The sequence below is a fragment of the Parafrankia discariae genome (assembly GCF_000373365.1).
Lineage (GTDB): Bacteria > Actinomycetota > Actinomycetes > Frankiales > Frankiaceae > Parafrankia > Parafrankia discariae.
This window is the reverse complement of the sequence record NZ_KB891170.1, coordinates 33,258-50,697: the sequence shown is the minus strand read 5'-3', so window position 1 is coordinate 50,697 and position 17,440 is coordinate 33,258. Positions and strand designations below refer to the sequence as shown.

14 protein-coding genes are annotated in these 17,440 nt (G+C 72.7%); 10 read left to right on the top strand and 4 right to left on the bottom strand.

Annotated elements, in window-relative coordinates; genetic code table 11:
* Window positions 1–130 precede the first annotated feature (130 nt).
* From B056_RS0109285 to B056_RS0109255, 6 genes are all read left to right on the top strand, one after another.
* Window positions 131–3,232 carry an FAD-binding and (Fe-S)-binding domain-containing protein gene (locus B056_RS0109285; RefSeq protein ID WP_018501592.1) on the top strand — a complete coding sequence of 1,034 codons (3,102 nt, stop codon included), beginning with the start codon at window positions 131–133 and terminating at the stop codon, window positions 3,230–3,232.
* 71 nt (window positions 3,233–3,303) lie between these two features.
* Window positions 3,304–4,668 (top strand): ABC transporter substrate-binding protein, encoded by a 1,365-nt coding sequence (locus tag B056_RS0109280; RefSeq protein ID WP_020572411.1) that lies wholly within the window; start codon window positions 3,304–3,306, stop codon window positions 4,666–4,668.
* Window positions 4,669–4,969: 301 nt separating this feature from the next.
* A complete protein-coding gene (locus tag B056_RS0109275) occupies window positions 4,970–5,515 on the top strand; it encodes an NUDIX hydrolase (RefSeq protein WP_018501590.1) in 546 nt (181 codons plus the stop codon).
* Between the two features lie 38 nt (window positions 5,516–5,553).
* Entirely contained in the window at window positions 5,554–6,153 is a 600-nt protein-coding gene (locus tag B056_RS0109270) for a sulfite oxidase-like oxidoreductase (RefSeq protein WP_020572410.1), read from the top strand.
* Window positions 6,123–6,917: a ferredoxin reductase gene (locus B056_RS0109265; RefSeq protein ID WP_018501588.1), complete on the top strand. Its 795-nt coding sequence runs from the start codon at window positions 6,123–6,125 to the stop codon at window positions 6,915–6,917. Before B056_RS0109270 ends, B056_RS0109265 begins: the two co-directional genes overlap by 31 nt.
* 531 nt (window positions 6,918–7,448) lie before the next feature.
* On the top strand, window positions 7,449–8,522 hold the full coding sequence (locus B056_RS0109255; RefSeq protein ID WP_020572409.1) for an NAD(P)H-dependent amine dehydrogenase family protein: 1,074 nt from the start codon (window positions 7,449–7,451) through the stop codon (window positions 8,520–8,522).
* 79 nt (window positions 8,523–8,601) lie between these two features.
* Here B056_RS0109255 and B056_RS0109250 read toward each other — a convergent pair whose 3' ends face one another.
* Complete coding sequence (locus tag B056_RS0109250) at window positions 8,602–8,970, bottom strand: hypothetical protein (RefSeq protein ID WP_230202915.1); 369 nt, start codon at window positions 8,968–8,970, stop codon at window positions 8,602–8,604.
* Between the two features lie 206 nt (window positions 8,971–9,176).
* On the opposite strand from B056_RS0109250, the gene B056_RS0109245 reads away from it, so the two are divergent.
* Window positions 9,177–9,884, top strand: coding sequence for a GPP34 family phosphoprotein (locus B056_RS0109245; RefSeq protein ID WP_018501584.1), 708 nt, complete (start codon window positions 9,177–9,179; stop codon window positions 9,882–9,884).
* Window positions 9,885–9,994: 110 nt separating this feature from the next.
* Window positions 9,995–11,074, top strand: a complete 1,080-nt coding sequence (locus tag B056_RS0109240) for an acetamidase/formamidase family protein (RefSeq protein WP_026239499.1) — start codon at window positions 9,995–9,997, stop codon at window positions 11,072–11,074.
* A 14-nt stretch (window positions 11,075–11,088) separates the two neighbouring features.
* Here B056_RS0109240 and B056_RS0109235 read toward each other — a convergent pair whose 3' ends face one another.
* Together B056_RS0109235 and B056_RS0109230 are read right to left on the bottom strand one after the other, a co-directional pair.
* Entirely contained in the window at window positions 11,089–12,207 is a 1,119-nt protein-coding gene (locus B056_RS0109235; protein ID WP_018501582.1) for an acyl-CoA dehydrogenase family protein, read from the bottom strand.
* A gap of 24 nt (window positions 12,208–12,231) precedes the next feature.
* Window positions 12,232–13,434 carry an acyl-CoA dehydrogenase family protein gene (locus tag B056_RS0109230; RefSeq protein WP_018501581.1) on the bottom strand — a complete coding sequence of 401 codons (1,203 nt, stop codon included), beginning with the start codon at window positions 13,432–13,434 and terminating at the stop codon, window positions 12,232–12,234.
* A gap of 370 nt (window positions 13,435–13,804) precedes the next feature.
* Here B056_RS0109230 and B056_RS44280 point away from each other — a divergent pair, with 370 nt between their 5' ends.
* Entirely contained in the window at window positions 13,805–14,899 is a 1,095-nt protein-coding gene (locus B056_RS44280; protein ID WP_026239498.1) for a collagen-binding domain-containing protein, read from the top strand.
* 96 nt (window positions 14,900–14,995) lie between these two features.
* Here B056_RS44280 and idi read toward each other — a convergent pair whose 3' ends face one another.
* A complete protein-coding gene (idi, locus tag B056_RS0109220; protein ID WP_195905874.1) occupies window positions 14,996–15,679 on the bottom strand; it encodes an isopentenyl-diphosphate Delta-isomerase in 684 nt (227 codons plus the stop codon).
* Between the two features lie 573 nt (window positions 15,680–16,252).
* Between idi and B056_RS0109215 the strand changes: the two genes are divergently transcribed.
* Window positions 16,253–17,413 carry an alkaline phosphatase PhoX gene (locus tag B056_RS0109215; RefSeq protein ID WP_195905873.1) on the top strand — a complete coding sequence of 387 codons (1,161 nt, stop codon included), beginning with the start codon at window positions 16,253–16,255 and terminating at the stop codon, window positions 17,411–17,413.
* Window positions 17,414–17,440 lie beyond the last annotated feature (27 nt).

Sequence of the window (17,440 nt, the reverse complement as noted above, 5' to 3'; positions counted from 1 at the left end):
GATCGAAGGAGGCGGCCGGGGGCGGGGACGATCTGGGCGTACAGGGGATAGAGCAACCGAGGGCCGGGGCGCCCCGACTCTCGGGCCGGCTCTCGACACGGGTGCGGGTGCGGTGCGGACGGGAGGCACGATGCGCGACGGCGCGGCGGGGCAGGGCCAGGCCGGGGCGGAGGTCCGGGACCTGGTGGCGCGACTGCGGGCGGCCACGGGCTCCGCGGCGGCCAGCCCGGCGCGCGGCGCCGCGCGTGGCCTGACGCCGGTGGTCGACCACTCGGCGCGGCGGCGCGCCGAGTACTCCTCGGACGCCTCCAACTACCGGGTCACGCCCGAGATCGTCGTCCTGCCACGCGACGTCGACGAGGTCCTCGCCGTCGCCGCGGTCTGCCGGGAGACGGGCACCGCGCTCACGGTGCGCGGCGCGGGGACGTCCATCGCCGGCAACGCGGTCGGCCCCGGGGTCGTCATGGACCTCAGCCGGCATCTCACCGCGACCCCGACCATCGACCCGGACTCCAGAACGGCCCAGGTCGCCCCCGGCCTGATCCTGGACGACCTGCAGGCCGCCGCCCGCCCGCACCGGCTGAGGTTCGGCCCCGACCCGTCCACCCACGGGCGCGCCACCCTGGGCGGCATGATCGGGAACAACGCCTGCGGAGCGCGCGCGGTGGCCTACGGGCGGACCGCCGACAACGTCGTCTCCCTCGACGTCGTCGACGGCACGGGCCGCCGCTTCACCGCCGCCGCGGCGGCGACCGGATCACCCCGGCCCGGATCACCCCAGCCCGGCACGGGGCCGGTGGTGCCGGGCCTGGACGCCTTCGTCCAGGCCAACCTCGCGGTGCTCCGGACCGAGTTGGGGCGGTTCGATCGGCAGATCTCGGGCTACTCGCTGGAACACCTGCTGCCCGAGCGCGGCGCCCATCTCGGGCGTGCTCTCGTCGGCACCGAGGGCACCTGCGCCGTCGTGCTCGGCGCGACGGTCCGGCTCGTCGAGGTACCGCCGGCGACCGCGCTCGTGGTGCTCGGCTACCCGGACATGGCGACCGCCGCCGACGCCGTCCCCGGGCTGCTCGGCCACCGCCCGCTCGCCCTCGAGGGCATGGACGCCCGCCTCGTCGACGGGGTGCGCCGGCACCGGGGGAGCAGCGCCGTCCCCACCCTGCCCGACGGCGGGGGCTGGCTGTTCGTCGAGGTCGGCGGGGTGACCGGGCCGGCGGCCGCGGCCGCGGCGGCGGCGGTCGTGGCCGACGCGGGCGCGGCGGCGTCCATGGTGCTGCCGGCCGGGTCCGCGGCGGCGGCGCTCTGGCGGCTGCGGGAGGACGGCGCGGGCCTGGCGGGGCGCACCCCGGACGGCGCCCCGGCCTGGCCGGGCTGGGAGGACGCCGCCGTCCCGCCCGCGAACCTCGGCGGGTACCTGCGTGAGTTCGGCAGGCTGATGCTGGCCCACCGGCTGGACGGCGTCGCCTACGGTCATTTCGGCGACGGCTGCGTGCACGTGCGGATCGACTTCCCGCTCGCCGAGCACCCCGGCCGGCTACGGACCTTCCTCACCGAGGCGGCGCACCTGGTCGTCGCGCACGGCGGTTCGCTGACCGGCGAGCACGGGGACGGGCGGGCCCGCGGCGAGCTGCTCCCGATCATGTACTCGCCGGACGCCCTGGCGGCCTTCGCCGCCTTCAAGTACATCTTCGACCCGGACGACCTGATGAACCCCGGGGTCGTCGTGCGCCCGCGGCCGCTCGACGCCGACCTGCGCCGCCCGCGGGCCCGGCCGCTGCCGCGGGTGGCGGGGGGCTTCGCGCTCACCGCGGACGCGGGGGACCTCACCCAGGCCGTGCACCGCTGCGTCGGGCTGGCGAAGTGCCGAGCGGACACGTCGGCGTCCGGGGGCTTCATGTGCCCGTCCTACCTGGCCACCCGGGACGAGAAGGACAGCACCCGGGGCCGTGCCCGGGTGCTGCAGGAGCTCGCCGCCGGCGGCCCCGCCCGCCCGGCCGCCGGCCCGGCCACCCTCGACCTCGACCCCGCGACCACCCACGCGACCGCGACCGCGACCGCGACCGCGACCGCGACCGCGACCGCGCCCGCGCCCGCGCGGCGGGAGTGGCGCGACCCGGCGGTCCGCGAGTCGCTCGACCTCTGCCTGTCGTGCCGTGCCTGCGCCCGGGACTGCCCGGCCGGTGTCGACGTCGCCCGGTACAAGTCCGAGGTACTGCACCGGGCCTACCGCCGCCGCCCCCGCCCGGCGGCGCACTACGCCCTCGGCTGGCTGCCCCGGTGGACGCGTCTCGCCGGGCGGGCGCCCCGGGTGGTCAACGCGGCGCTGCGCACCGGCGCGATCCGCCGTCCACTGTTCCGGCTCGGCGGCCTGGACGCCCGCCGCGGCGCGCCGGAGTTCGCCACCGAGCCGTTCCGTCGCTGGTGGCGGCGAACCAGCCGGGACACGGCGTTCGCCGGCGCCGGCGAACGGACGAACCCCCCGGTGCTGCTGTGGGTCGACACCTTCACCGACGCGTTCACCCCCGGCGCCGCGCGGGCGGCGGTGGAGGTGCTCGCGGCCGCCGGCCACCGGGTGCTGGTCCCGCCCGGTCGGCCCGCCTGCTGCGGCCTCACCTGGATCACCACCGGCCAGCTGGACGGGGCGCGCCGCCGCCTGCGCCGGACCCTCGACCAGCTCACCCCCTACGCGCTCAGCGGGATCCCGATCGTGGGGCTGGAACCGTCGTGTACGGCCGTGCTGCGCGACGATCTCGTCGAGCTGTTCCCCGGAGACCACCGGGCCGAGGCCCTCGCTGCGGGCGTGCGGACGCTCGCCGAGTTCCTGACCGACGACGGCCCGCCGACCACCGGGGGCGGTCCCGAACGGCGCCCGGCGGGTGGGCGGCGGGTCCCGCGGCTCGACGGCGTGCGGGTGCTCGCCCAGCCGCACTGCCACCAGCACGCGGTCATGGGCTTCGAGACCGACAGCGCGCTGCTGCGGGCGGCCGGCGCGCAGGTTGAGACGCTGGCGGGATGCTGTGGCCTGGCCGGTGACTTCGGGATGCGACGTGGGCACCACGATGTCTCGGTCGCCGTGGCCGAGCGGGCGCTGCTGCCCGCCCTGCGCGCGGCGGACGAGGACACGGTGCTGCTCGCGGACGGTTTCTCGTGCCGCACCCAGGCCGCCCAGCTCGGCGGCCGGACGGCTTATCACCTCGCCGAGCTACTTGCCAAAAAGTTGCGTCCCGGCTGACCCAACGGTCGAATTTCACAGAAACAACGGATAGCTGTGGCGCGGTGACCCTCCTGGGTCACTGTGGTGCTGTGCGCATCTCACCGGTCACGGTAGCGGCAGGCGAATCGTCCGCCGCCGTGCGCCGTCGGTGTGCCCGGCGCCGGCCCCGTGCGGCGAGCCGGCAGGGGACGCGCCGGTGCCCGCGCCTGCCGACCCGCCTCCGGACCCTGCCGACCGTGCTCGCGGCGCTGCTCGTGGCCGCCGGGTGCGTCTCGTGTGTGTCCTGGAACGGCTCGTCCGATTCCGCCGACCCGCACGGTTCGGGTGCCGGGTGCCCGGCCGTGCCGGGAGTCACGGCGGACGAGGTCCGGCTCGGTCTGCTGTTCCCCAACACCGGCAACGCGGCGTCGCTGTTCGACCCGTTCCGGGCCGGTGTCGACGCCCGCCTCGGGGCGGTGAACGAAGCCGGCGGTGTGCACGGGCGGCGTGTCGAGTACACGTGGCGCGACGACGAGTCCCAGCCCGGCGTGAACGAGACCGCGGCCCGCATGCTCGTCGACCAGTACCAGGTGTTCGGGATCGTCGAGTCCACCTCGGCGGCGTCCGGCTCGGCGGAGTTCCTGCACGGCCGCGGCATTCCGGTGACCGGAACCTCGCTGGAGGCCTCCTGGACCACCTTCGACAACATGTTCAGCTATTCGAACATGATCGCGGACGGGGTCTCGGTGTCCACCTGGGGTGACTTCGTCGCCGAGCACGGAGGGACCACGGCGCTGATCGCCACCTCGAGCCTCTCGGCCGCCTCCGGTGCCTTCGGCGCGGAGCTGGCGGCCAGCCTGGAGGCCGCCGGGGTGCGGGTCGTCGGCACGGTCGACGCGACCGGGCCGATCAACTTCGCCGACGTCGGCGCCCAGGTGCGTGACAGCGGTGCCGACACGCTCGTCGGGGCGGTCACGGGGGCCGCGTTCGGCCAGGTCGTGCTGGGCGCCCGGGCCGCCGAAGCCAACCTGCGGGTGATCCTCTCGCCCTCCGGATACGACCAGAGCCTGCTGGACGTCTTCGGCCGGGTGCTGAGCGGCGTCTACATCTTCGTCGACTACCAGCCGTTCGAGCTCGACGCGCCGGGGCACCGCGCCTTCCTCGACGCGATGACGCGGTACGCCCCGTACCTGCAGCCGCCGAACAAGCAGGCCGCGCTCTCCGGCTGGATCTCGGCCGACATGTTCCTGCGCGGTCTGACCGAGGCCGGTGCGTGCCCCACCCGGGAGCGCTTCATCGAGGGGCTGCGCGCCGTCCGCGACTATGCCGCCGACGGGCTCCTGCCGGCGCCCATCGACTTCACGGCCTCCTTCGGTCAGCTCGGCCGGTGCTACACCTTCCTTCAGGTGGCGCCCGACGCGAGCCGTTTCGACGTGCTCCGGCCGGCCCCGCGCTGCGGCCGGCTCGAGGGCTGACCCACAGGCTGACCCGGGGCCCGGCCAGCGGTGCCCGAGTCCGTATCCCGACAGCCAGCCCGCTGGCGGCCGACCGTTGCGAAAGAGTCCGGGTGGCGAGTAAACAAGGGACGTGTGACGGGCCGCCCTGGGACCTTGGGCCTGGGACCAATGTCCTAAGTGACGGGACCACACCTGTCCGTCATTGCTGATGTGTGGTCGGCAGTGGAAAGATCTCCCTGTCGCCCGGGGACCCCCCGACCCCGGGCGACGTCCCGCCCCGTCCACGCCGCCATCCGCCGCTCGGCACGAGGGAGGAAACGTGCAGAGCCCCGGCCTCGGCCCCGCGTCCATCGGCACCGCGTCCATCGGTACGACGCCCAACGACACCGAGCCCATCGGCGCCGCGTCCGACGACATCGGACCCGACGGCCCCGCGCCCCGCTCCCTCCGGGTGGCCGCGTACGCGGTCTGTGTCCGTGACGGCGACCTCCTGCTCGCGCGCTTCAGCCCCGGTGACCCGGCGGGGGTCAGGTGGACGCTCCCGGGCGGCGGCCTGGACCACGGTGAGCACCCCGAGCAGGGCGCGATCCGCGAGGTCCGGGAAGAGACCGGGTACGACGTGGAGCTCACCGGCCTGCTCGGCATCGACTCGATCCACTACCAGCAGCGGGACGGCACCGACTTCCACGGCCTGCGCGTGCTGTACTCGGCGCGGGTCGTCGGCGGCGCGCTGTGCCACGAGATCGGCGGATCCACCGACCTGGCCGCCTGGATCCCGCTGGACAGCGTGCCGGAGCTCGACCGGATCGGGCTCGTCGACATCGCCCTCGACCTCGCCCGGGCGGCCGGCGGCCGATCCCGGTAGCGGACGTCGGCCGACGCGATTCGTGGTAAGAGTCTTCAGTGGGCATTGTGTCACCGGGCTTCCAGGGCAGACCGCGGTCCGCCGGGTCGGACCTACCCCCGGGGCAGTACCGCACCGAGGACTTCCCCGTCCTCTCCGCCGGTCCCACCCCGCGGGTCCCGCTGGAGACCTGGGAGTTCACGATCACGACCGAGGCCGGCGTCGAGCACCGCTGGGACTGGCCGGCCTTCCGCGCGCTGCCCGGCGAGTCGCCGACAGTGGACATCCACTGTGTGACCCAGTGGTCGAAGTTCGGCACCCGCTGGGAGGGGGTCAGCCTCGACCTCCTGCTCGGTGAGGTCGACACCGCCGCCGAGTACGCGCTGGTGCACTCCTACGGCGGCTACACCACCAACCTCCCGCTCACCGATCTCCTCGACGGCCAGGCCTGGGTGGCGCACCGCTACGACGGGGCCGCCCTGGAGCCCGAGCACGGGGGTCCGGCCCGCCTTCTCGTCCCGCACCTGTACTTCTGGAAGTCGGCCAAATGGGTGCGCGGCATCCGCCTCCTCGAACGGGACGAGAAGGGGTTCTGGGAGGCCGGCGGCTATCACGACCGGGGTGATCCGTGGCTGGAGCAGCGATACCAGGGCGACTGAGGGAACGCCTCGCCTGGCGCGTCGCCCGCCTCGCCGAGGTCCGGGACGAGACGCCGAGCGCGCGTACCCTCGTCCTCGACGTCCCCGGCTGGCCCGGGCACCTGGCCGGCCAGCGGGTGGACGTCCGCCTCACCGCCGCCGACGGTTACAGCACCCGCCGCAGCTACTCGCTCGCGGCACCGGCGGCGGGTGAGCGGGTCGAGCTGACGGTCCAGCGGGTGCCGGGCGGCGAGGTCTCCCCGTACCTGACGGAGATCTTCTCGGTCGGCGACCCGGTGGAGCTGCGCGGGCCGATCGGCGGCTGGTTCGTCTGGCGCCCCGCCGACGCCGAGCCGGTGCTGCTGGTCGCCGGCGGATCGGGCATCGTCCCGCTGATGGCGATGGTGCGCGCCCGGCGGTCGGCCGGGAGCCGAGTGCCGTTCCGCCTGATCTGCTCGGCGCGTTCCCCGGCCGACCTCTACTACGCGGACGAGCTGCGCGAGGCCGCCCGCACCGACCCCGGCCTGGACGTCACCCGCTTCTACACCCGGGTCGCCCCGGAGCACTGGACGTCGCCGCCGCGCCGGCTGCGCCCCGCCGACCTGGCCGAGGCCGGCTGGCCGCCCGACTTCGCGCCGACCTGCTACGTCTGCGGCCCGACCGGCTTCGTCGAGGCCGTCGCGGACGCGCTGGTCGAGATCGGCCACGATCCCGGGCGCATCCGCACCGAACGCTTCGGCCCGAGCGGTTCGAGCGGTTCGAGTCATCCCGCCGGCACCGCCTGACCTACGCCGGCCCGTCCGGACTTCGAACGTCCGCCCGGTCGGACGTGAGCCCGGTCGGACCGGGCGATATCAGTCCGATGGAGACGGAGCCGCCGTCGTCGCCAGTCGAGCGAATCGAGCGAATCGAGCGGGAACGGGATGTAGCCGGTACCGCTCTTCACCGAGACGAACCCCGGCGTCGGGTAACGCTCGCGGACGCGGCCCAGGATCAGTTCCGAGACGCAGCGGGTGTCCGCCCGCGATTCGCCCTCCACCGGACGCTCCTTCTCCCCTTCGGATTCTTTTCTCCGAACCCGGGGCATCATTCTGTGACACTGGTGAGTGCTCCTGAAACCCGTGGCACGGCGTGCGGGCGAGTGGAGATTCTCCCATGTTTCCAGGCATTCCCGGTCTCTCGGATGCGCCCATCCATCGATCCTGGGCGTCGGAGTTTTTTGGCTGTTACTGTCATTTTCAGTGTCAACCGGCCGGCGGGCTCGGTTGAGGGGCGGCGACCGGGCGACCCGGTCAGGCGAGAGGATGTCGATGGGCATGGGGCAGTCGAACCGGCGTCAGCACTCGGACGAGACGTACCGCGTCGTCCAGTGGGCGGCGGGGCGGATGGGGAAGAAGGCCATCCGCGACGTGGTCGAGCACCCGCGCTTAGAGCTGGTGGGGCTCTACGTGTACTCGGACGGCAAGGTGGGCCAGGACGCCGGCGTCCTGGCCGGGATCGACCCGGTCGGCGTCCTCGCGACCCAGGACATCGACGAGATCGTGGCGCTCCAGCCCGACTGCGTGCTGTACATGCGGGAGGGCTTCGACCTCGACGACCTGACGCGGCTGCTCAGCTCCGGCATCAACGTCATCACCACGCGTAGTGAGTTCTTCTACGCCTCGACGATGGACCCAACCATCCGTGCCCGCGTCGAGGAGGCGTGCCGGCAGGGCGGAACATCGATTCACGCCACGGGCAGCAGTCCGGGCTACAGCACCACCACGATGCCGCTGACGCTCCTCTACCCCATGCGGCGCCTGGACGAGCTGACCATCGACGAGTACGCCGACATCCCGGCCTCGGTGGGGCCCGACATGATCAGGTTGATGGGGTTCGGCACGTCGGTCGTCACCACCGAGGTGCCCGCCGAGCGGATGGGAACCGCCTTCGTGGGCTACCAGCAGTCACTCGCCGCTCTCGCCGACGCGATCGGGCTGCCGCTCGACGGCTTCGAGGTGCGAGCCGAGGTCGCCCGCGCCACCGAGCCCCACACCCTCTCGGACGGCTACGTCATCGAGAAGGGCACCATGGCCGCCCAGCGGGTCACCGTCGCGGGCATGCGCGACGGCAGGCCGTTCATGACCTTCCGGGCGCACTGGTTCTGCACCCAGCATCTTGACCAGGGCTGGAACATGGGCGGCGAGGGCTGGCTGTTCACCACCAGGGGCGACGCGCCCATGCGGGTCCGGGTCACCTACGGGACGACCGGCGAGGGGTACTCCGAGCAGCTGGCCGGCTACACCGCGACTCCGGCCGTGAACACGATCCCCTACATCGTCGACGCGGAACCCGGCATCCGCACGATCTTCGACCTCCCGCCTGTCGTCCCCGTCCTGGGGGCGGAGTAGGCCGGCATCCGGGCCGCCAGGCCGGGCCGAGGCGCGAGGTGAGTGTGGGAGCGCCCGGGAGCGGGCGTTCCCACCGCGGTCAGGACAGCTTGACCCAGTAACCGCCGCACACCCTGAGGTAGGGGACGTTCCTGACGACCTGACGAACTCGGCCGAGCCAGATCTCGGTCGTTGTCACCGTCTTGTAGAGCGCGGAGATGGGCGCCGAACCCGTCACGAGCACTCCATTGGCGTTGTAGACACCGCGGTAGACGCCGTCGAACCAGAAGTTGACATATGTCACGCCGCCGGAGATTGTTCCGCGGAACTGCGCGGAATGCCGGCGGTCGACTCCCAGGTACAAGGCGTTCGAGGAAACCGGCAGTTGGCGGTCCACGCAGGTGGCCGCATGCGCGGTCCCCTGTTCGAAACCGACGACAGCCACCGCCGTGACGACGGCGAGAACCATGGCCACCAGATTTCTGGGCAGCCTTCGAAGAACAAACATGAATTTACCCCCGACTGCACGTCTCGCGCGAGACGCCCCCTTGCGGGCACTTCGGCCCGGAAAAGGGACTATAGCACCGGCGGAACTGTGTCATAGGTGGGTGTCTCTCCCGGTGGCTGTCGTTCATGCGTCGTCACGGTGTCCGCTTCGTTCTGTAGACAGGTGGCGTGGAACCGGACCTGCCGACCTCGCTGCCCGCCCAGCTGTACCTCCTCGCCTACAACCTCGAGAAGGACCGGATGTACCCGAACCGGCGCCTCGGCCGGGCGCTGCGAGCCGCCGCCCTCACCGAGCTGTGGGCGGGCGGCTGGCTCGCCGACGATCACGGCCTGGTCCGGCTGGCCGCCGGGCCGACCCCCGCCGCCGGGCCGGGTGGCTCCGGGCCGGGCGGCGGGTCCGGCCGGGTGGCGCCGACGCCGCGTGGCGGGGTGGGGCGGGCCGATCCGGTGGTCGCGGCGGTGTACCGGCAGATCACCGCCGCGGATGCGCCGCACACCTGGGCGGCCTGGATCGACCTCGACCACCGGGCGGCCGTGGTCGAGACCCGCGACGATCTGGAGGCGGCCCGGTGGGTGCGGGTCGCCCGTGGGCAGGTCCTCGTCGTGATCCCGACAACCGCCGTCGCGCTGCTCGAACGGCCCAGGGTCCGGGAGCTCAACCGGGCGGCCGGCCGGGTCCTGCGGGGCGAGGTCGAGCCCGGGGACGCCGCGCCGGATCTCGTCGCGCTGGTGGCCCTCGCCGCCGCCGGACAGGTGATCACCCTGGTGAGCGCTGGCGAACGCAGGGCGTTCCCCGACCGGCTGGCGGACCTCGTCACCCGGACCGGCCCCGCCGCCACCGCGCTCGCGGGCCGCCGCGAGTCCCCCAAGGTGTGAGACAGCGCGTCCGAGTTGGGCGTGACCAGGTGTTTCCTGGTGAGATGGGCGGTGACGGCCGCGGTCGGCACGGACGGTCCCGGGGCGGTCGGAACAACGAGGAGTGCGACATGTCCGTCCTGCAGTGCGGGTCCGGAGAGGTCCCGGGGGAGCACTACCTGCCCTCGTCGCCCAAGACGGTCACCTGGGGCCGGCTGCCCAGCGCGGCGACCGACCCGGTGCTGGAGGTGGCGGCGGGCGCCACCGTGACCATCGACACCGTCTCGCACGAGGGTCTCATGGAGGACCAGGGCCGCGACCCGGTCGCCTTCTGGGCGGAGCACGCCGTCCCGGCGGAGTCGGTTCTGCTCGACGCGATCGACATCGCCCGGGACGTCTCCCACTACCGCGGGCTCGACGGCCCGCACCTGGTCACCGGTCCGGTGCGGGTGGACGGCGCGCGGCCCGGCGACATCCTCAAGGTGGAGTTCCTCGAGCTGCGCCCGCGGGTGCCCTACGGGCTGGTCTCCAGCCGGCACGGCCGGGGCGCGCTGCCCGGTGAGCTTCCGGTCGGCCCCGACGGCGCGCTCGCCGACCGCTACAGCCAGTTCTGCGCGGTGGACGTCGCCGCCGGGCGGGCCGTGATGCGCTACGGCGAGGACCGGCAGATCGGCTTCCCGATCGCGCCGTTCATGGGCCTCACCGGCATCACCCCGGCCGGGGACAAGGCCCTCAACACGATCCCGCCCGGCGCGTTCGGCGGGAACCTCGACGTCCGCGACCTCGTCGCCGGGGCGGTGCTCTACCTGCCGGTGCAGATCCCCGGCGCGGGCTTCTACACCGGTGATCCGCATCTGGCCCAGGGCCACGGCGAGGTGTCGCTGACCGCCCTGGAGGCCTCGCTGCGCACGACCGTCCGGCTCACCCCGCTTCCGGCCGCCGCGGCGCTGCCCTTCGGCGCGGGTTCCGGCGGCCCCTTCGGTGAGACGCCGGAGCACTGGATCGCCATCGGCCTGCACAACGATCTCGACGAGGCCATGCGGCTGGCCGTCCGGGAGGCGCTGCGGGTGCTGCGCCAGGTCCGGGACGTCCCGGTGATGGTCGCCTACAGCTATCTCTCGGCCGCCGCCGACTTCGTGGTCAGTCAGGTCGTCGACGACGTGAAGGGTGTGCACTGCCTGATCCGCAAGCGGGACTTCCCGGCCTGGTAGCCGCGGCGCGGCCGTCAGACCTGGAGACGGTCGGCCAGCAGGCCGCGGTGGTGCACCGGGTCACCGAAGAGCAGCTCGGAGGTCTTCGCGCGTTTGAAGTGCAGGTGCGCGGAGTGCTCCCAGGTGAAGCCGATCCCGCCGTGGATCTGGATGTTGTCCGCCGCCGCGGCGAAGTACGCCTCCCCGACGTACGCCTTCGCCATGGAGGCGGCGCGGGCCAGCCGGTCGGTGTTCCCGGCGGCGGCGACCTGTGCCGCGTGGTAGGAGACCGACTTCGAGCCCTCGACCGCGACCAGCATGTCGGCGCACTTGTGCTTCACGGCCTGGAACGAGCCGATCGGACGGCCGAACTGCAGGCGGTCCTTCGCGTGCCGCACCGCCTGTTCGAGGACGGCCCGGGCGCCGCCGGTGCTCTCGTTCGCCAGCGCGACGCAGGCGAGCCGGAGCACCTGGTCGATCACCGGTCCGGCCTCACCCTCGGCGCCGATCAGCCGGGCCGGGGTGTCGCTGAACGTGAGATCGGCCTGTTTGCGGGTCAGGTCCATCACCGGCAACCGGGACCGGGTAAGGCCCGCCGCGTCGCCGGGGACGGCGAACAGGGAGAGCCCACCCTCGGCCCACGCCGTGACCAGGATGAGATCGGCCAGCGCTCCGTCCAGGACGAAATGCCGGGTGCCGCGCAGCGTGTACCCGCCGGCGCCGCGGGACGCGAGCAGCCCGGGACTGGTGGGCTCCGTCCGGCCGGTGGGGCCGGCGAGCCCCAGGGTCCCGATGGCCGTCCCGCTCACGAGACCGGGGAGCAGTTCCTTACGGGCCAGGGCGTCGTCCACCGCGAGCAGCGCGCCGGTGGCGAGCACGGCGGAGGAGAGGAAGGGCGCGCACAGCAGCCGGGCGCCCATCTCCTCCAGCACGATGCCGAGCTCCACGTACCCGAAGCCGGAGCCGCCGTACTCCTCGGGGACGTGCAGCCCCTGCAGCCCGAGCTGGGTGGCCATCTGCCGCCAGACGGCCGGGTCGTACCCGTCGTCGGACTCCATCAGGCGGCGCACCTCCGACTCGGGGGAGGCGTGCTCGAGGAACGACCGCACCGTGCGGCGCAGCTCTTCCTGTTCGTCGGAGAACACCAGGCTCACGGAGCTCCTCTCGGCGACGGGCGGTCAGCGCGGTATGTCACGCCAGGACACATCCTTGTCGACGCGGATGTCGCCGGGCAGGCCGAGTACCCGCTCGCCGAGTATGTTGCGCAGGATCTCCGACGTCCCGCCTTCGATCGTGTTGGCGCGTGATCTCAGGAACGCGGCCGCGGTGTCGCGGGGGCCGTCGCCGCCGAGGGGCAGGCCCGGGCGGGTCACCCGGTAGTCCGGGATGATGGTGCCCGCCGGGCCCAGCAGGTCCACCAGGTACGCCGCCGCGCGGCGGCTGTGCTCGGCGCCGGCCAGTTTGAGCACCGAGCCCTCGGGCCCGGGCCGGCCGCTGTTCCCGCCGGCCGCCGCGCGCGACGCGGTCAGCGCGTTGACGTTCGCCTCGATCCACAGCCGGACGGCCTGGTCGCGGCGCACCGGGTTCCCGTCGCCGCGGTCGGCGGCCTCCCGGTAGGCGGCGAGGACCGTGGCGCCCGGGTCGGCGCCGCCGCTGCCGCTGAGCCCCCCGCCGAGGGAGACCCGCTCGTTCATCAGCGTGGTGGTGGCGACCCGCCAGCCCGCGCCCACCGGGCCGAGGCGGTCGGTGTCCGGGATGTGGGCCGCGGTGAAGAAGACCTCGTTGAACTCGGCCTCGCCGGTCAGCTGCCGCAGCGGGCGCACCTCGACCCCGGGCGCGCTCAGATCCACCACGAAGGCGGTCAGCCCGGCGTGCTTGGGCACGTCCGGATCGGTGCGGGCGATCAGCAGGCCCCGGCGGGCGAGGTGCGCGTAGGACGTCCACACCTTCTGCCCGTCAATGATCCACCCGTCGCCGTCGCGGCGGGCCCGGGTGGCGAGGCCGGCGACGTCCGAGCCGGCGCCGGGCTCGCTGAACAGCTGGCTCCAGACCTCGGTGCCGGCGAACAGCGGGCGCAGGTAGGCCGCGCGCTGTTCGGATGTGCCGTGGGTGAGCAGGGTCGGCCCGGTCATGCCGATGCCGATCGGGTTGTACCGGAACGGCGCCGGCGCGCCCGCGGCGGCGAGCCGCCGCTCGACCAGGGGTTGCAGAGCCGGGTCGGCGCCGAGGCCGCCGTCGGCCGGCCCGGCCCAGACCCAGGCGAGCCCGGTGTCGAAGCGCGCGCCGAGGAACTCGTGCGGGTCCGTCGCGGCCGGTGGGTGGCTGCTCAGCAGGTCGTCGACGAGGGCGGTCAGCCCCGCGGCGGTAATGGTCCGGGACATCTCACACTCCTCTCGCCAGCCGGAACGTAACCGACTCCGCCGGATGCGGCAATCGGATGTCATCTGGACAGTGAATCCGGTGGCGGTGCGGCGGCGGAAATAGTCGAACGAGTGCGTGCATCGCTTCGGCCGGACATGCGTGGTCACCTTCTCCGTTTCTGTGACTACGCTGTGTAGCTATCGGCTCGTTCCGGGTGCCGTCGGCCTCCCGACCGCGGTGCCCCCGCCGCTCCTGGAACTGTCCATCCCTTTTGCCGGCCAATCGCCGCGGCCATTTGGCGCGCTGCCGCGGAAGGCCGGTTCTAGCTGCTGTGGTGTCCGGTTCGAGGAGCGAGCGTGTTCAGTTCGGGCTTGCGCGACGCGCGTCGTCGTGAAGCATTCCAAAACCGTCGGGGGAGATGGCCAGAACTATCGCGTCGGGCTGAACAATCCCGGCAGCTACGTCCTGCCCGGGGACAGCGCGCCCACGTCCTTCGTCGTCGGCGGCCAGCTCGACTTCGCCGGCAGCCCGGCGGGCGGCACGGTGACCGTGCTCGGGAACTCGTACGCCAAGGTCGCGAACCTGGCGAACGCCACGGGGCTGCCGCAGGGCGGGGTCACCCAGGTGGTGCCGGCCGGCGGCGGCGCGGGTACCACTCCGGCGCTGTTCATCAACTCCTCGCAGCCGGCGGCCTCGGTGGCGGGCACGAGCGGGTTCAACCTGCCGAGCATGTTCGCGACCTACCGTGATCTCAACTCGCACATCGCCAGCTGCGCCCTGACGATCAGCCTGCTGGACCGGAACGGCCAGGCGCCCTGGAACGGGACCGATCCGACCGCGACGATCCCGCTGCGCACCGGCCAGAACATCCTGAACCTGACCGGCGCTCAGCTCGCCCGGTCGCGGAACATCAACCCGGCGCCCGGCAGCGTGCAGCCGTCCGCGTCCACCACGCTGGTCGTCAACGTGGTCGCGCCGGGCAGCTACTCCTTCGCCGTCCCGAACGTGAGCTGGCAGGGCAACGAGCCGTCGCGGCACGTGCTGTGGAACTTCACCGCCACCGGCACCCTCACCCTCCCGTCGGGCAGCAACACCGTCTGGGGCACGATCTACGCGCCGAACGCGGCCCTGGTCGACCTCAGCTCGTCCAACATCGAGGGCAACGTCGTCGTCCGCACCGTCCAGGAGGGCACCTTCGGGGGGGTGAACGGCGGCGAGATCCACTCCGCCCCGTTCAGCAACCTGGTGACCTGCGCGGCCGCCCCGGCCCCCGCGATCACCGTGACGAAGTCGGTCGCGCAGAGCTCGTTCAGCGCCGCCGGCCAGACCCTGAACTACTCGTACCTGGTCACCAACAGCGGTAACACGACCCTCACGGGCGTCGTCGTGAACGACGCCCGTTCCGGCGTCTCGGCGGTCACCTGCCCGGTGACGATCCTGTCCGCGGGCGCGTCCACGACCTGCACCGCCACCGACGCGATCTGACCCCACGGGCCGACCCACGGGCCCGCCACCTCCCCGCGCGAGCCACCACGAAGGTCATGGCGCTGGCGCGGGGGAGATCGTGGCGCTGGCGCGGGGTCAGCCGGCGTAGTCCGCGCGGTTCTGCCGGGTGGCCGGGGGGAGCTGGTCATCCGGCGCCGCGGGCCAGTGCCGGGGCGACGGCCCGAGCTTGCGCAGCTGCTCCACCTGGAGCCGGCACCACGGCGAGATCGCGAGGGCGCCGCTCAGCACGTCCTCGACGAACTTCGACCACGGGAGCCAGAACGCCTCGGCGACCTCGTCCGGATTGATCCGGAACGGCCCCGACGCCCGGGTGAAGAAGACCGGACAGATCTCGTTCTCCACCATTCCGTCGTCCATGACGCAGCGGTAGCGGAACGCCGGCAGGGCCAGGTCGATTCGCTGGACCCGCAGACCCAGCTCCTCCTGAAGTCGCCTCGAGATGGCCTCCCGGAAATCCTCTCCGGGGGCCGGGTGGCCGCAGCAGGTGTTGGTCAGAACGCCGGGCCAGGTCGGCTTCTCCAAGGCGCGGCGGGTGACGAGGATCCGGTCCATGTCGTCGAAGACGTACGAGGAGAATGCCAGGTGCAAGGGTGTTTGCGGTCCGTGGACGGTGGCTTTCGGGGTGGTGCCTATGATATCGCCGGACGGGCTGAGTAGTATGACGAGCTCCGGCGCCTTTACTGCCGCCCCGCCCGACCTGTGTGAATCACGTGGACGAGAAATCATGTCCTGGGGCCCAGGATGATTCGCGGTAGCCATGCACGCATTTTATCCAGGCCGTGCTGTGGAGCCGCGTGACATTCCGCACCGAGGCCGTCCGAGGGGTGGCGGCAAATAGGCATCCTGCTTCGCCTCGGACGTCGAAGGTCGATGTTTCCACCCACGGGAACCGTGGGTGTGCCCGATGTGTCCGGTCCCGCGGCCAGTCGTGCCGGGTGCTACGCGGAGAGTCAGCACAGGTATCGCACTGGGAGCAGATGAGTGGCACTGCGTGGCCCCGGCTCGCTGGGAGAGGGGCGCGCCGCGCGAGCGTCAGATACCCGACACGGGACCGTGGCCAGCCCGTCGCCAGCCGGTAGCCGGCACCTGACGGTGGTCGGGCACCCGTCGGTGGCCCGGCACACTTGTCGGCGGCCCGGGCCCGGCCGGCTTTCCGCCGCCGGTGCCCGCGCGTCCGGGCGGCGGGGCGAATTAGCGCGATGTTCCGGTTCTCGTCGTCGGCGGTCCTCCAACGTTCACCGAGCTGTGGCTGGTCCGGTCACATTGGTGTCGCTATCGTTCGTCAGTGCGCTCGGCGCTGCGCCGGGAAAGCGGCACGAATCTCTGGGGGTAATGGTGGACAGGCGTCTGTTTTTGCGGTCCGCATTTGTCGGCGTGGGTGTCGCGACCCTTTCCGGCGTCGTTCTGGAAGCCGCTTCGGCGGTTCCGGCGCAGCCCGGGGCCAGCCCCTATGGCTCCCTTCTGGCCGCCGATGCGAACGGAGTGGCGCTGCCGGCCGGATTCACCAGCAGAATTGTCGCCCGTTCCGGGCAGGCAGTGCCCGGAACGAGCTATGTCTGGCACGCCGCGCCGGACGGCGGCGCCTGCTACCCGAACGGCTCGGGCTGGATGTACGTCTCGAACTCGGAGGTGAGTGGCAGCGGCGGGGCCTCCGTGGTGCGCTTCGACTCGGCGGGCACCGTCACCTCCGCGCAGCGCCTGCTCTCCGGCACCAGCTCCAACTGCGCCGGCGGGGCCACACCATGGGGCAGCTGGCTGTCCTGCGAGGAGGCCTCCACCGGCCGGGTCTGGGAGACCTACCCCGCCACCGGCGCCGCGGCGGTCGCCCGGCCCGCGATGGGCCGGTTCACCCACGAGGCCGCCGCCTGCGACCCGGTCCGTCAGGTGATCTACCTGACCGAGGACCAGACGAACGGCTGTTTCTACCGCTTCCGCCCGACCACCTGGGGCAACCTGGCGGCCGGCACCCTCGAGGTTCTGTGCGCGTCGGCGTCGGCCACCTCGGGCACCGCCACCTGGCAGACCGTCCCCGACCCGGACGGCTCCCCGACCACGACCCGCACCCAGGTCGCCGCGGCGAAGCACTTCAACGGCGGCGAGGGCGTCCACTACGCGAACAACACCGTCTGGTGGACCACCAAGGGCGACAACCGGGTCTGGAAGCTGAACTGCGCCACCAACGCCTTCGAACTCGCCTACGACGACTCCCTGGTGAGCGGGACGGCGCCGCTCACCGGCGTCGACAACATCACCGGCTCCAGCTACGGCGACCTCTACGTCGCCGAGGACGGCGGCAACCTCGAGATCTGCGTGATCACGCCGACCGCCGTCGTGGCGCCGATCCTGCGCCTGACCGGGCACAACTCCTCGGAGATCACCGGGCCGGCGTTCTCCCCGGACGGCTCCCGGCTGTACTTCTCCTCCCAGCGCGGCACCACCGGATCGTCGTCCGGCGGCATCACCTTCGAGGTCCGCGGCCCCTTCCGCACCTGACCCAGCTGCGTCACGATCCCCCTATTA